Source organism: Microcoleus sp. AT8-B5 (assembly GCF_036705565.1).
GTDB lineage: Bacteria > Cyanobacteriota > Cyanobacteriia > Cyanobacteriales > Microcoleaceae > Microcoleus.
Genome location: NZ_JAUBUY010000016.1, coordinates 125766 through 141547 on the forward strand (window position 1 = coordinate 125766; position 15782 = coordinate 141547).

A 15782-nucleotide genomic window follows, 5' to 3' on the forward strand; every position below is an offset into this window, starting at 1 on the left:
TCCCACCCAAATTTAACGTTGCCCTGCTTGAAGTGCCGAATTCGCTATCTGAACAACTTCTTGCTGCCGTGCGTTTTTCCTTGTGACTCGGTACAGCACCCCCAGCCTTTGCCACTCAACAAAAGCAGTGCAGTAAGCACCGCAATTATTGAAATAAATCCCCCTGAATCCGCCCGCCAATTCAACGCTTCTGTAAGTATCCTGTGGCAATTGCGAAGGAGGCGAAAACGGTTCATTTCTTTTAGCTTCGATTGTGCCGAAATAACAGGCTCCCGCACGGCATCCTTTGCCTAAATACATTCCCACAATGTAACCGTCGGCCCCCGCTTGCACATCAAAATCAAGTTGCTGAATGTCTGATAAAGGAAGTCTACTCGGAAGAAAAACAGGCACTCGCGTTTTGCCTTTGATTTGTCTAAAGATGTTACTAGCAGGAAAACGACTGTTAGCCTGTTTTGCACCTGAGTTATCGGGGATTGGGGGAATTTTTTGGACAAAATTCCTCCACTGCACAACTCTATTTTTAGCAATGTTAAAAGTGGGAATCGAGTATTTTTCTAGCGCAAAAGAAGGGCGACCGTTTGTGAGGTTGAAGTTGCGGCGAATCACTGTAATTTCGGGTTTCCCTAAGCCGTAAGCTGTGGCTATGGAACGGGCGAGATTGCAGCTAATTTTGAAGCGTCCCATCTCAATATTGCCATTTTCCGCTTGATAAGACCAATTGTAACCCTCAGAAGCACGATCGCGATCGCACAGAAAATGAGAAATCTCAAACATCTTGGCAATATGAACATCGTACAATCGCAACTTACCGCCGTTGGCAGATTTTGCAGTGTTGCGATCGGGTACAATAAATTGTATCGGTTGCCAGCTATCTTCAGGGGAATAATTAAACCAGCGGATTTCTGTAATGGGGAGTTCAGTCCTTGCTAACGCTGAGTTTGGTGTCAAAGGTGCGATAGTAAAAGCAGTCACCACACAAGCAAAAATCGCCGCAAATAGCCATCTTCTCCTCATCCTGATTTCCCCCTAAGTAGGTCAGCGCAAAAAAACCATAGCATCTTGTAAGAGGCGAGTGCGAGTTAAGATATATCATACAATAACGGTCAGGTACGCACCGAGCACCCTACAGATAAAAGTTGTGCCTCCCCACTACAAAACTTAACGCTTCCGAGCTAGAATAGCAGAATTTGCTATTAAAATTAAATCAGATTCTCGTCCGTTCTTAAGGGCTACGGTATACATAAAACCCCGACTTTTCCACTCGATAGTTGCTGTGCAGTAAGCCCCGCAACCGTTATGATAAACTCCTTTCACTCGGTCAGCCAGTTGAACATTTTTTAAAGTCTTAGTTACCCCTTCTACTTTGGTAGAAAACTCACCGCCTTTCTGACCTCTAATTTCCCCAAAACTGCAAGCTCCCGCACCTCGGCAATCTGCTGTATACTCCATAGAAATAGTATAGCTGTCTGTTTTCGCTTGACTTTGATAGTAAAGCTTCTGCGAAATAGGAAGCCGACTGGGGAGGAAAATTGGTACTTGTGTTTTGCCTTTTAACTTTTGCAAAATTTGACTTACCGGAACAGCCGTACCCGCTACAGCAACAGATTTTGTTTCCGGCGGTAGCTGCGACAATTCGCACGCACCAAAAACTCGCGATACAGGTACTAAAGCAGTCAATACACACGCCGAAGTCGCCAAAAGTAATAATTTATTGTTCACTGTGTTTTTCCCTGATGTCGAAACAGTCCTGTTTTTCGGTGAAGCACATTCACCTATTTACAACGATACTCGAAAATACCAAACTCCCAATAGGCATTCCGCAAAAAAGCAACTTTAACTTTTTTTTTACAAATGCCCTAAAATATGCAGTTACAGATAAAATAGAAAAGGCGACAATTTTAGGAATCGAAGGTGGAACTACAAGAGTATTTACGTCAGCACGGATTGGAAACTTTGTCCGAAACTTATCATATCAAAGTTACCCGCCACCGCCAATATCCCGATTTAGTCTGTCTGAAATACTCGCAGATAGAATCTCCCCTGGGCGAAAAAATAGTCCAGCAGTGCCGAGGCATTATTTTAGATTCATCTCAAGATTGGCAGATAGTTTCTTATCCCTACGACAAATTTTTTAATTACGGAGAAATTCACGCCGCTGCAATTGATTGGACAAATGCCAAAGTTTACCAAAAACTAGACGGTTCTTTGACTGTACTGTATTTTTACAAGGGAGAATGGAGAGTGCAATCTAGTGGCACTCCCGACGCCGCCGGCGAAGTTAACGGTTTTGGATTCAGCTTTGCCGAACTTTTTTGGAAAGTTTGGCAAGAATTGGGATATCAATTGCCACAAGAAACCGACCAGTGTTTTATCTTTGAGTTGATGACGCCTTACAATAGAATAGTTGTCCAGCAACAAAACAATCAAATCGTGCTGCACGGGGTTCGCAACACTCAAACGCTGCTAGAAACAGATCCGAGTATTTGGGCTAATAAATACGGCTGGGAATTGGTAGCATCCTATCCTTTAACTAGCTGGAAAGAAGTTATCGAAGCTGCTCAACATTTAGATCCGATGAATTCGGAAGGGTATATTATCTGCGATGCTGATTTCAACCGAGTTAAAGTAAAGTCTCCGCAATATGTCGCGATTTCCCATCTCCGCGAAGGGTTTTCTACCCGCAGGATGATCGAGATTGTTATAACTAATGAAGGAGAAGAGTTTTTAGCTTATTTTCCTGAGTGGAGTGAGTTGTATCAACAAGTTAAGGACAAATATCAATCTTTGGTTGAAGAAATCGAGGAGGTTTACCGACAGCACGAACATATCGAAGTTCAGAAAGATTTTGCCTTAGCTGTGAAACATTTGCCGTATTCCGGGATTTTGTTTTCTTTGCGGGCCCGAAGAGTTGCGGGAGTGAAAGAAGCTCTCCGCGATGTTACTATTCATAAGATAGAAGAGTTATTGGGTTTAGATTACCTCCATCTAGGTTTGTAGAAGAAGGAAGGCACGACACGGATTTTGACACGGATACACGGATTAATGATCGAGCGTGAGGCAGATGTTGAAGGAAGAGGGAAGTTCGGCAACGGATTATGTAACGGATGTAACGGATGGAATGAAGAGGTAAGCTGTTGCGCGTTTAAATTGCATATTCTGGACGGGCTCGCGTGCCCATCCCACAATAATTTGAGTGATTTTTGACACACAATTTAAATGGAGAACAGCTTAAGTATTTAAACAATGCCCAATGCCCAATGCCCAATGCCCAATTACCAATTACCAATTGCCAATTGCCATGAAAAGAGTTATTATACTTGTCGGCTTACCTGCTTCTGGAAAATCTCAATTTGCTAGGGAATTGCTGCTGTCGGAACCTGCAAAGTGGGTGCGTAGCAATAAAGATTTGCTCAGAGAAATGGCTCACGCTTCTCATTGGTCGCCGGCGAATGAAAAGTTTATTTTGCAGTTGAGAGATACGATTATTTTGATGGCTTTGGAAAGTGGCAAGCACGTCATTGTTGATGATACTAATTTTGGGCCTCACATCGAGCATATCAAGGAGTTGGTTAAAGGTAAAGCTGTTGTCGAAGTTAATGATTCTTTCCTACAAGTTCCGGTTGAGGAATGTATTAAACGGGATTTGAAAAGGCTTAATTCGGTGGGCAAAGATGTGATAATGAAGATGTACAATAAGTACGTGCGGGTTCCCGTTGTGCCGCCGGAATATAACCCGGATTTGCCGGATGCAATTATTGTTGATATGGACGGCACGCTGGCACTTCTCAACGGTAGAAATCCTTTTGATGCTTCGACGTGCGATCGCGATTTACCAAATCAGCCCGTCTTAGATACCGTTCGCAAGTGGCAAACCAGCGCCCATATTATTGTAGTGTCGGGCCGCACAGATGACTGTCAACCTCAAACTGAAAAATGGTTGCAGCAGTACGATGTCAATTATGCTGCTCTTTATATGCGGAAAACGGGAGATATGAGGAAGGATGCGATTATTAAAGATGAATTCTATCGGCAGCATATTGATGGAAAGTATAACATAAAGTTTGTTTTGGACGATCGCCAGCAAGTTGTTGATATGTGGAGAGGCTTGGGATTGACGGTATTCCAAGTAGATGAAGGGGATTTTTGACCTATGGTTTTTCTGAAAATTGTCCCATGCCTAATGCTATAATCAAAGTAACAGTGACAAAAAAATTGTTATGGTAGCCATTCCCCAAGCACCCCAAAAAATGACCGTTGAGGAATATCTCGAATGGGAAGCTCAACAAGAGATTCGCCACGAATATGTCAACGGCGAAGTTTTTGCCATGACGGGTAGTACAATTCCCCATAACGATATTGCACTTAACTTTTACACTGCATTGCGCCCGCATCTACGTTCCACAGGCTGTCGGATGAACGTATCAGAGGTGAAATTGCAAGTCAGTTTTCAAAGCCGTTACTACTACCCTGATGTGATAGTCAGTTGCGATCCAGAAGACATTAATTCACGCAATTTCATTCAGAATCCTAAAATCATTGTGGAAGTTCTTTCTCCCAGTACAAGTGCTAAAGATCGGGATGAAAAATTCACTTGTTACCTGAAAATTCCGACTTTGCAAGAGTATATCTTGATTGATTCACAAAAGATTTTTGTTGAGCGTTACTGTCGGGGAGAGGGGAGAATGTGGCTGTACTATTCTTACACTGCTGGGGAGATTATCACTTTATCAAGTATTGGGTTTGATTTGCCGATCGCACTTTTGTATGAAGGTGTTGGATTGGAAACAGAAACAGAAACGTAAATGGGAAGATTGAAACCGCAATCTCTGTAGGGGCGGGTTCACCGAAATCTCGAACAGAAATCAAACAATCTGATAAACCCGCCCCGCCACGGCCCAATTTTACATCAACATTTGATTCAATAAATTAATGGTAAATTTGTATTTGCGATCGGGTGGGGGCGGGTTTAGGAGATTATTAATTTTTTCCATAGATGGTTGGTGAACCCGCCCCTACGGTTCAATTGTACCTGGTGTTGATTCAATACAGTTCAAACTATCGCGTCCAAGCCAGCCAGCGGTTAAACAAATTTTTCACAAACGGAGTCAAACGAGTGCGATTGTAAGCATCTCCCGCTTTCCGAATTGCATCAGCTTGTGTTGGATACGGGTGAATTGTGCTAGCAATCTTTCCCAAACCAATATTGTTAACCATTGCTAAAGTAATTTCGCTTATCATATCCCCAGCGTGTCGCGCTACAATAGTTGCACCTAATATTTTATCGCTGCCTTTCTTGACGTGAATTTTCACAAATCCTTCCTCTTCGCCGTCAATAATTGCCCGATCGACTTGACTGAAAGGAATTAAAAATGTATCGAGATCAATGCCTTTTTCCTTAGCCTCGTGTTCCCCAATTCCGACGCGCGCAATTTCCGGGTTTGTGTAAGTACACCAAGGTATCGTCAAAGCGCTGAGCTTTTTGCGCCCGAAAAATAGAGTGTTTTGAATTACTATTCTCGCGGCAAAATCAGCAGCGTGAGTAAATTTATGTTTCATGCAAATATCGCCGGCGGCATAAATGCGGGGATTAGTAGTTTGCAAGTTGTCGTTGACAAATACGCCTGTTTGTGTATCGTATTCGACGCCGATCGCCTCCAGATTCAATCCTTCGACGTTGGGCGATCGCCCTGTACTCACAATCATTTCATCTACTGTTACCGATGCTTCCTTACCTTGACATTTATAATAAATTACTTTGCCTGCATTGGTTTTCTCAACGCGCTCTATTTGGGATTCTAGTATTAGTTGAATTTCTTCGCGTACAAAAGCCTGCTGCACGATTTTAGCAGCCTCCGCATCTTCTTTGTCTAAAATTTGAGCATTTTTGTGCAGCAATACGACTTCCGAACCCAGCCGCCGAAAGGCTTGAGCCAATTCGCAGCCGATCGGCCCTGCGCCAATTACGGCCAAACGCTGAGGTCTTTCTGTCAGGTTAAAGACAGTTTCATTTGTCAGATATCCAGCTTCTTGTAAACCTGGAATTTGTGGTTGTCGCGCCCTTGCACCTGTGGCAATTACTGCTTTTTTAAAGCGGAGAGTTTGCCCCCCAACTTCTACTGTATTATTGCTAGTAAAACGACCAGAACCTAAAAAAACATCAACTCCTAATTTGTACTGGTAGCGTTCAACAGAATCAACATCGCTGATTCCCGCCCTAATCCGGCGCAGCCGTTCCATCACAGCGGCAAAATCCACTTCTACACTGTCAGAAACATTAACACCAAATTTACTTGCTTCCCAGATATCGCCGACAGTGCGAGACGCTCGAATTAAAGCTTTTGACGGCACGCAACCGACATTCAAACAGTCGCCGCCCATCAAATGTTTTTCAATCAAAGCAACTTTCGCGCCCAAACCTGCCGCACCGGCAGCCACAATTAATCCGGCGGGTCCCGCACCAATTACTACTAAATTATAAGAACTAGCCGGCTGCGGATTTACCCAATCGGGCGGATGCAAATAGGAGACTAATTTCTGGTTGTGTTCGTCCATCGGGGGGACAGTTACGCGATCGACTTTTGATTGTGACATGGGCAAATTCTCCTAATTAAATACTTTTTTCCAAAGCTTTGCTGGCTATGCGAGTGATAAAGACAGTAACAGCGACAGTAGCGAGAAAACTGATAATATTAATCAACCATTTTACTGCGGAATCTTGAGGATTTGCATACACAGTTTGCGTGCCTATCGCAGCAACCTCTCCCACCAAAGAACCGGAGTAAACGTACATAATTGTACCCGGTATCATGCCAAAGGAACCCAGCACGTAATCTTTCAAAGAAACTTGAGTAATTCCTAGAGCGTAATTCAATAAATTGAAAGGAAATAAAGGACAAAGACGAGTCAAAAAAACTATTTTTAATCCTTGTTGGGAAACTGCGCGATCGAGAGCTTTAAACTTGGGGTGAGATTCCATATATTTTACCACGCGATCGCGGCATAAATAGCGCCCGATCGCAAAAGCAAATACCGCACCTAAAATGGACGCCGCAAATACGTAAACTGAACCCCACCACAGACCAAAAATCGCTCCCCCTCCCAGCGTCAGTACCGAACCCGGTACAAACAGCACAGTAGCCAAGTTATAAGTAGCTACAAAAGCCACTGGCCCCCACCACCCTAAATCCTCGATCCGCATTAACAGAGTTCTCAAAACATCTTGAACGTAGGCAGAGCGAGTTGCTACAATTAAGAGAGCGAGCAAAAGTGCGATCGAAAAAAACAACACTATGCGTTTAAATTTTACCCTAGCATAATCTTGGATTCGTGCTTTTGCCATGATTCACCCGCAAATATTTATCAGCATTATACTCCAAACTTAAATTATTACTGTAAACAACCCTAAAAGCGATCGTCATGACACCACCAGCCCAACTTCCAATCCCCGAATATTTCGACCCCAAAAAAGTAGGCGAAGTCTGGCGAGTACCCTACCTAGAACGCGCCGCCCAAGCGAAAGATTGGGCTACACAGCACAACATCCCGCCCGCCGCCAGCGACAAAAATCAGATTTGTTTGCTGATAATAGACGCCCAAAATACATTTTGCTTGCCCGAATTTGAATTATTTGTGGGCGGGCGATCCGGTAGTGGTGCCGTTGATGATAACCTGCGACTGTGCGAATTTATTTATCGCAATTTAAACGCAATTACAACCATTGCGCCGACAATGGACACCCACACCGCCATGCAAATTTTTCATCCAATCTTTTGGATAAACGAAGCTGGCGAACACCCCCTACCAGCCGCAACTTCTATTACACTCGAAGATGTCCAAAAAGGCATTTGGAAAGTCAATCCCGCCGTAGCCGATAGCATCAGCGGGGCTAATTTTTCAGCACTGAAAAAACAGGCTTTCCACTACGTCAAAAAACTCAGCGCCGATGGGAAATATCCCCTGACAATTTGGCCCTATCACTCAATGTTAGGTGGCATCGGACACGCGCTGGTTTCTGCGGTGGAAGAAGCTGTATTTTTTCATACTATAGCCCGCAACAGCCAAGCACTTTTTGAGATCAAAGGCGGGAATCCACTGACTGAAAACTATTCGGTTTTGCGGCCGGAAGTTTTAGAGGGATTCGACGGCAATCCGATTGCGGAAAAGAATGCTAAGTTTATTGATAAATTACTCGATTTTGATGCAGTAGTTATTGCCGGACAAGCGAAAAGTCACTGCGTTGCTTGGACAATTGATGATTTGTTAACGGAAATTTTGGCGCGAGATCCGAGTTTGGCAAAGAAGGTTTATTTGCTGGAAGATTGCACTTCGCCTGTGGTTGTTCCGGGTGTTGTTGATTTCACGGAACAAGCCGATGCAGCTTATCAAAAATTTGCGGTGGCGGGAATGAATGTGGTTAAATCTACTGAGTTAATTTTGGGCGATTAAAGACGTTTTTTTAGGTGGGGTTTTTCAGAGCAAAAAAAGTATCCATGATTAACCAGATGCGGTAATTTTTGTTCGATTAGCACTCGGCTGCGATCGCATTTACAGCGTATTCCAGGTTGATGAAGTATACCCCAGAAACCGGGTTTCTTTACAGTTCTCCCATCCTTACTGATTCTGTTGCTCGAAACCCGGTTTCTCGCCCTCTACATCTACATGGAATATGCTGTAACTGATAGCTTATGATATCATATCCAAAATGCACACTGACTATATAAGTTTAATCAAGGAGTTTCCCGATGGCTGAAAGCGGAATTTATAGTGTTGTTCTGTTTCGGGATGCGAGTGTGCGAGCAATTTTAAAACTCTCTGTAGCCATCGCCACGACTCTTCTGAGCACAGTTGTAACTGCAACCCAAGCCGACGCAGTTCCCGTCACCTACGATTTCACGATCGCTGTTACCAAAGGCGGGTTAGCGGGCAATACATTCAACGGTTCTTTCACTTACGATGATGCCAAATTGAAGGGAACGGGAGTGGAAGAATTGGGAATTAATGAGGGATTAACGACGTGCCTAAATTACCTGGGACGCACTTATCGCGAAACCGATGATACCAGTTATCCTACCTTTCCCACACTCAGATTTGAGGATGGTAAGATTACACAACTAAACTTTTGGATTCAGCCGAATCAGCGAGTTAATTGGTGGAATTTACCTGGATGGGAAGTCAAGCTGTCTGAGCCTAAAATGAGGGATTCAACTGTTCCCAACTGTCAAAAACGGTGAGGCGTGACCAAGGTGCGATCGACCGTAAAAATATAGCAGGAATTAGATGCAACTGCCTACGCTTACGGTAATTTCATGCAGCCACGCTACCAATGTGCGATCGCCGATTATCTGCTGGGGCGATCGAATATTTGCGATCGCTAGGAACGGATGATATCATGTGCGATCGAGCGATTAAAAGGGCGGGTTTTTGAGATTGTCAATTATTAGCAGATATTTTCCGTGAGGGGAACCCCTACGGTATTAGGGGTAATATACCGAACATAATATGACTCAAAGATTGTTTGAAAAAAAACCGCATGATTCCTATTTTCTGTTGGTCAAGAGTGCCTCGGCGCTTGATGATTTTTAGGATCGCTAATTAAATAACTTACAATTTTAATTGTTATTGTGGGATGGGCGTCCCGCCCGTCCCACAATCTTGTGGAAGTTATTTAATTCTCATTCCTTAATAACTATTTCCCATCCAATCTGGGGACTTCTTCCAAAAAACTGCCGCTCAACATTAACTCAGTCATCCGGTCTAAGTTGCCGCTGACTTGCAATTTTTTGTCTTTTTGAAAGCGCTCGATATCTGCTTTTAAATTGCCGCCATTATATCCTAATTTACTCAAATAGTCAATAGCTTGCTGATTGCTTAACAAGATATCAGCAGACCGGAAAATCGGCACGTATTGATCGCGCCAAACTTTGGCAAAAGTTGCCCTATCTAAATAGAAAATCCTGCCCCGCGCCGGGTCTCCAATGACAGCTACACGGTCATTCATTCCCAGCAAAGCGACCGCGTGGGGTAGCTTCCGAGGGCCGTCAAATAGCCAAACTGCTAGCACTCCGGGGCGATTAATTTGCTGAATTTGCTCCCAAGTTGGCGTTAGTTCGATCGCATTTACGCCCAAAGCTCTTGCTGCTATAATTAACTGTGGCATGGAAGTTCCCAAGCGACTCGTGCCGGCCTCTCTAGCTACACTCGATTCCGTCGCATCCATCCCCCAACGCCTTAACACTGTTGCTAGCGCCGCCGGCGCGCAACTGCTGTTAGATGTTTGCCGAAATACACCGTTTGGCCGCAAATTATCTATTAAATCAGCGTAAATTGGCGCCAGAAAATAGTTTTCAGCGCCTGTAAATCCTCCCAATCCCAACAAGCCAATTAAAATTACTGCGATTACTTGCGATCGCGCTGTCAACCAACTTATACTAAACCCAATACCGCAGACTCCCATCAGCATCACTCTGAGCAAAGTCCAAGTAACTCGCATCCCGTGAAAGCGCCACTCGATCGGCAAAACAGGCATTTGAGGCATATTTAGAGCCAGTAGCAGCAAGGCAATATAAAAACCCAAAAACAGCAGGGCGATCGAATTTCTGCCCTTAAACAAGTCGTTAGCCGTCACTCCCGATCGAACTAACACCCGCCCGAACCGCATTCCCCAGACAAACAGCACTGAACCCAGCACCAGCGTCACTACTATTTCCATGAACTCAAAATTTTGTTGCTTAACTAGGTTGTAACATTTCTGCGATCGATAACTCCTGACTCGTGTTCAATAATGAATCCGTCTATCCGTGACTTCCGTGTCCTCCCTTTCTTCAACCACACCTAAAACTTGCAAAATGTCAAGGGATTCGATCGACTTTTCCCCACCTTAGCCACCAAGTCCCAAACCAGATTTAGCACCGAAAAAAATTCCCCACATCTCTTGCCACAAACGGCCACATCCGTTGTAATATAGATGTAAGTCACAGCCCGTTAAAGTAATCAACAAACAATTAAGCCGCTCAATATATTCACGCTCCAACGAGCGCTGAGTTGTATTTAGCGTGCCTATTAAAGAGCGATCGAAGCTCCTCACACACCCCCAATATTCAGGAAGAATAATGCCATCAAGATCCGCCAACGATGTAGACGTAGCAGAGCAATATTGGCACTACCTAGAAATATCCAAGGTTGCAACTATCTTAGAAACCAACCTGGAAAGCGGTTTAGAACCGACAGAAGCCAACCATCGCCAACAGAAATTCGGGCCCAACGAACTAACAGTTAAAGCAGGGAAACCAGCCTGGTTAAAATTTATCCTGCAATTTAACCAACCCCTCCTGATCATCTTGCTGAGTGCAGGTTTAATCAAAGCAGTGATCGGAGAATGGCTAAACGCTAGCGTAATTTGGGGCGTAACAACCACAAACGCTACTATTAGTTTCATCCAAGAAGCTGGAGCCGAGAAAAAAATTGAAGCCCTCGCCCAAGCTGTCACCACTGAAGCCACAGTTATTCGGGGCGGCAAAAAATTAAAAATTCCCTCCAAAGAACTCGTTGTTGGCGACTTAGTAACCCTGACTTCCGGCGACAAAGTACCGGCAGACTTGCGCTTAGTGAAAGTCCGCGACTTGCAAATCGACGAATCGGGACTCACCGGGGAATCAGTTGCTGTCGAAAAAGAATTAGGACAATCTGGAGACATAGTTCTGCCAAAAGAAACGCCACTAGCAGAACGGGATAACATGGCCTATGCCGGCAGTTTTGTCACTTTTGGCCAAGGTAGCGGCATCGTAATTGCGATCGCCAATAAAACCGAAACCGGCAAAATCTCCCAACTATTAGATCGGCACATCGACCTCACCACCCCCTTAACCCGCAAATTCAACCAATTCAGTCAAAACTGGCTGTTATTCGTGTTGGGAATGGCAACCTTGACCTTCGCCGTCAGATTGGGCAGACCTGTCCCAGAGGGAGTTTCAGCCTTTAAAGAAGCAGTCGAACCCGCAGTCGCCCTGATTGTCGGCGCAATTCCCGAAGGCTTACCCGCCGTCATCACCGTCACCCTAGCCGTAGGCGTTTCCCGGATGGCAAATCGCCACGCGATCGTCCGCAAATTGCCCGCTGTAGAGACCCTAGGCGGCGCTACAGTCATCTGTTCCGACAAAACTGGAACTTTGACGGAAAACCAGATGACGGTGCAAGAAATCTATTCTGGCGGCGCATCCTACTCAGTTACGGGTACGGGATACAGCCCCGAAGGTGAAATTCAACTCAACCAACTGCCAATTACTGTCAGCCAAGCTCCAACTTTGCAAGAATGTTTGCAAGCTGGACTCCTTTGCAACGACTCTCAGTTGGAATTCAAAGACGATAATTGGATAGTCGTCGGAGATCCGACAGAAGGAGCGTTAATTGCTGCGGGCAAAAAAGCCGAATTGAGTCAGCAAGCTTTGTCCAAATCAATGCAGCGGCTGGATTCAATTCCCTTTGAATCTCAGTTTCAATACATGGCGACGCTGCACCGAACTCCCAGTGGCAAAATTTTGTACGTCAAAGGTTCAGTAGAATCAATTCTCGGCCGCTGCGGTTCCAGTCTCGATACCCAAGGAAATCCGGTAGAAGTCGATCGCGAACAAATCCACCACCAAGTCGATGAAATGGCGCATCAAGGCTTGCGCGTCTTGGCTTTAGCGAAAAAGCCAGTACCGCAAAGCCAAAATTCCGTCGATCACTCGGATTTGGAGTCAGGGCTGGTTTTCTTGGGACTGCAAGGCATGATTGACCCGCCGCGGGCAGAAGCGATCGCAGCCGTCCAAGCTTGTCAAACCGCCGGCATCCAAGTCAAAATGATTACCGGCGACCACATAGCTACAGCCAAGGCGATCGCCCGCCGCATGGGATTCCGCAAAACTAAACACCACAGAGAACTTGTAGCCTACACCGGCGCCGAGCTCGCCTCCATGAGCAAGCAGGAACTCGGCGAAGCCGTAGAAGCCGGCTCAGTTTTTGCCCGCGTCGCCCCAGAACAAAAACTCCGCCTCGTAGAAGCTTTGCAAAATCAAGGCGAAATTGTGGCGATGACGGGAGACGGCGTTAACGACGCGCCGGCGCTGAAACAAGCGGATATCGGGATTGCGATGGGCAGCGGTACGGAGGTTTCTAAAGAAGCCGCCGACATGATTCTTACCGATGATAACTTTGCGTCGATCGAATCTGCTGTCGAAGAAGGGCGATCGGTTTACAAAAATCTGCTCAAAGCAATCAGCTTCATTCTCCCAGTCAACGGCGGAGAATCGATGACAATTTTGCTCAGCACCCTCCTCGGTCGAGAATTGCCGATTTTGTCGCTACAAATTCTCTGGTTGAATATGCTCAACTCAATTACGATGACTGTGCCGCTTGCTTTCGAGCCCAAGTCACCGGGAGTGATGAAACAACAACCGCGATCGGCAAACGAACCTTTGCTGACTCCAAATCGAATCAAGCGAATTATCGCTATTTCTCTTTACAACTGGACTTTGATTTTCGGAATGTTTGAATGGGTGCGCCAAGCCGAGTGGGGAACGATCCAACTCGCCCGCACGATGGCGATTCAAGCCTTGGTAATGGGGAGAATTTTTTACCTGTTGAGCCTCAGCCAGTTGTTGCCTTCTTTGATGGCTAAATTTAGCGGATCTAAGGAAGAAGTTAGCGGTGCTCCCGCCCTCGGTGTGGGAATTGTCGTGGCGGTGATTTTGCAGATCATCTTTGCTAATTCTCCATTTGTCAATAGCATATTTGAGACGGCTCCGATGAATCTGGATCAGTGGCTGATTTGCTTCGGTGTCGCTCTGCCGATGATCGGTGTTGCTCTCTCCGTCAACCGCTTTGACCCACCGAACTAATCGAACTTGTAGGTACAGCCATTAGTAATTTCGGCTTTCTCTGTTTCTACTCGTTCTACTCGTTACCAGGCTCTGCCTGGTAACACAGATCCGGAGGCTCTGCCTCCGATTTTCCTGCTAAAATAGCGAGCCTCTTCCTCTGGAAATCGGTTCCCTAGCTCTTCCTGGGAAGCAGTTATTTATGGTTTACTTGAAAGGGCGCGATCGCGTAAATAAACCCAAAATAAGCTCACCATAAATAAAACGCAAGAAACTTTCCAAACAAATAACCAGCAAGGATTCCACCACGCGCCCGTTTGTACTTCGACAATATCTGAGCCACCAAACAAGAAAAAAATTAGGGTAGTAATCAGGCGATTAATTCTGGTTATTCCTGATGTCTTATTGGCATTAAGAGCGAAACCAATAGCAAAGCAAAACCAGAGCAATGCTTCAATGTAATTTCCATTTACATTGATTTTATCTAATAATTTAGATTGTGCTTCAGCTTGTTCTAAAGAAGCCGTATTTGACATGAGATGCCATAAATAAGCACCACCTATTCCGAGAAAAATCAAGAGAATTGTTAGTCTTATTACAGCACCTTTTGTGAAATTCATAAATTAATTTTTATGGTGGGTAAGGTGGTGACTATCGGGAGCATCTCATATAGCAATCCTCGCATCAGTTTCAATAACTGGTTAACTTCCAAGCTCTGCCTGGGAACCGATGTAAGCGAGGCTCTGCCTCGGCCCAGACTATGGACGCAGAGCCTCCGGATATGCGTTACCAGGCTCTTCCTGGTAACGAGTATAATCATTTAGGATTGCTATATTTGTAAAAACACTTCTTCTGGCTGCTTCCTTCTGACTCTTTCCTCCTGCCTCCTGGCTCCTAACTCCAATTTCTAGCTGGGCTGCTTTCATTGAGATGCTCCCATCACGATCCCTAATCAGTTGGGAAATCAAAGTTAAAGAGCAGAATTAGGAGACTTCTCGAACAAGTTTAATTCTTGTGCGGAGTAGGGGTTGGGCATCCTGCCGGCCCAAGACGAGCTTTTTTGCAGAAGTCTATTGAAAAGTTTAAGCCCCAGTGTTCCCCGATGTCAGGGGAACAGCGCTGCGGGCGCAATTTTCCCGATCCGGTTGGGTAAACTGAAGCTTAATGGTGGGCGAGAAGTTTTTTCAGACGTTCGGATCTTTTTCCGATATTTTACGTCTACCAGCGAAGAGACCCGATTGCCTAGCTGTCGGTAAGCTGGCATGAACAGAGCCCACCTTCGATCCGAGGGTGGGCTTCTTCTTGATGTTATTAACCGTTTGTGGGCGATCGGTGGTTGGTACATTCCACCCTTGGAAGTGGCACACTGCGGGAACGTTTATCGGTGTTTCATGGGTTAAGGCTGTTGTCAATATAGCGGTTTTCAGTGGAGTGAAGTACAGACGATCGGGTAGGGAAACGGCTGATCCTAACTGTGGCGCGGGGTTCTGTGACTTTTAACAATTGGTATCACTCAGGTTTGCACGGAAAACTCCTCTGGATCGATTCCCCAATTTACCCAGCGAATTGCCTCTTTAGCCGTTAGCGAAGCCCTCGAAGAGGATCGCACATCAGGCGGCACTCGCAAAGCGTGAATGAATCCCGTACTCGGACAAGTCATTTTTAACAAATAAACAGGATTTGCATTATTCACCCGATCAAAATCATCGTCAAACTCGATGCTTAATAAAGTGTATTCCTGCCAACTATCTAATTCTGTCACCGCGAATTCTTGAATTATGCGATCGTAAGTAATTCCCTGAATTAACCCGCGCCGAATTTCTGCATTCTGTTCCTTCAACACCCACTTAGGATCGCGAATTAAATAACTTACAATTTTAATTGTTATTGTGGGATGGGCGTCCCGCCCGTCATGAGTGGACGGGC

12 protein-coding genes and 1 pseudogene are annotated in these 15782 nt (G+C 45.3%); 6 read left to right on the forward strand and 7 right to left on the reverse strand.

Features of this window, described 5'->3' with window-relative positions:
- Positions 1-12: 12 nt before the first annotated feature.
- Positions 13-1017 (reverse strand): hypothetical protein, encoded by a 1005-nt coding sequence (locus QUB39_RS13630; RefSeq protein ID WP_333055893.1) that lies wholly within the window; start codon positions 1015-1017, stop codon positions 13-15.
- Positions 1018-1161: 144 nt separating this feature from the next.
- Complete coding sequence (locus tag QUB39_RS13635) at positions 1162-1722, reverse strand: hypothetical protein (RefSeq protein WP_333208134.1); 561 nt, start codon at positions 1720-1722, stop codon at positions 1162-1164.
- 192 nt (positions 1723-1914) lie between these two features.
- On the opposite strand from QUB39_RS13635, the gene QUB39_RS13640 reads away from it, so the two are divergent.
- The 3 genes from QUB39_RS13640 (at position 1915) to QUB39_RS13650 (ending at position 4805) form a co-directional block, all read left to right on the forward strand.
- Positions 1915-3000, forward strand: coding sequence for a T4 RnlA family RNA ligase (locus tag QUB39_RS13640; protein WP_333055895.1), 1086 nt, complete (start codon positions 1915-1917; stop codon positions 2998-3000).
- A 301-nt stretch (positions 3001-3301) separates the two neighbouring features.
- Positions 3302-4150, forward strand: a complete 849-nt coding sequence (locus QUB39_RS13645; RefSeq protein WP_333274354.1) for a phosphatase domain-containing protein — start codon at positions 3302-3304, stop codon at positions 4148-4150.
- A gap of 70 nt (positions 4151-4220) precedes the next feature.
- Positions 4221-4805: a Uma2 family endonuclease gene (locus QUB39_RS13650; protein ID WP_333485079.1), complete on the forward strand. Its 585-nt coding sequence runs from the start codon at positions 4221-4223 to the stop codon at positions 4803-4805.
- Between the two features lie 253 nt (positions 4806-5058).
- Here the strand turns inward: QUB39_RS13650 and QUB39_RS13655 are convergent, their stop codons facing one another.
- Together QUB39_RS13655 and QUB39_RS13660 are read right to left on the reverse strand one after the other, a co-directional pair.
- A complete protein-coding gene (locus tag QUB39_RS13655; protein WP_333485080.1) occupies positions 5059-6594 on the reverse strand; it encodes a mercuric reductase in 1536 nt (511 codons plus the stop codon).
- Between the two features lie 16 nt (positions 6595-6610).
- A complete protein-coding gene (locus QUB39_RS13660; protein ID WP_333055899.1) occupies positions 6611-7342 on the reverse strand; it encodes a TVP38/TMEM64 family protein in 732 nt (243 codons plus the stop codon).
- Between the two features lie 77 nt (positions 7343-7419).
- Here QUB39_RS13660 and QUB39_RS13665 point away from each other — a divergent pair, with 77 nt between their 5' ends.
- Positions 7420-8448: an isochorismatase gene (locus QUB39_RS13665; protein ID WP_333055900.1), complete on the forward strand. Its 1029-nt coding sequence runs from the start codon at positions 7420-7422 to the stop codon at positions 8446-8448.
- Between the two features lie 296 nt (positions 8449-8744).
- Positions 8745-9233 carry a hypothetical protein gene (locus tag QUB39_RS13670; protein ID WP_333055902.1) on the forward strand — a complete coding sequence of 163 codons (489 nt, stop codon included), beginning with the start codon at positions 8745-8747 and terminating at the stop codon, positions 9231-9233.
- A gap of 455 nt (positions 9234-9688) precedes the next feature.
- On the opposite strand, the gene QUB39_RS13675 is transcribed toward QUB39_RS13670, so the two are convergent.
- Positions 9689-10711 carry a cysteine peptidase family C39 domain-containing protein gene (locus QUB39_RS13675; protein WP_333231209.1) on the reverse strand — a complete coding sequence of 341 codons (1023 nt, stop codon included), beginning with the start codon at positions 10709-10711 and terminating at the stop codon, positions 9689-9691.
- Positions 10712-11111: 400 nt separating this feature from the next.
- Here QUB39_RS13675 and QUB39_RS13680 point away from each other — a divergent pair, with 400 nt between their 5' ends.
- Positions 11112-13877, forward strand: a complete 2766-nt coding sequence (locus QUB39_RS13680) for an HAD-IC family P-type ATPase (protein ID WP_333391874.1) — start codon at positions 11112-11114, stop codon at positions 13875-13877.
- Between the two features lie 179 nt (positions 13878-14056).
- Here the strand turns inward: QUB39_RS13680 and QUB39_RS13685 are convergent, their stop codons facing one another.
- Entirely contained in the window at positions 14057-14476 is a 420-nt protein-coding gene (locus QUB39_RS13685; RefSeq protein WP_333208127.1) for a hypothetical protein, read from the reverse strand.
- A gap of 893 nt (positions 14477-15369) precedes the next feature.
- Positions 15370-15782: pseudogene (locus QUB39_RS13690) on the reverse strand (hypothetical protein); the annotation flags it as partial.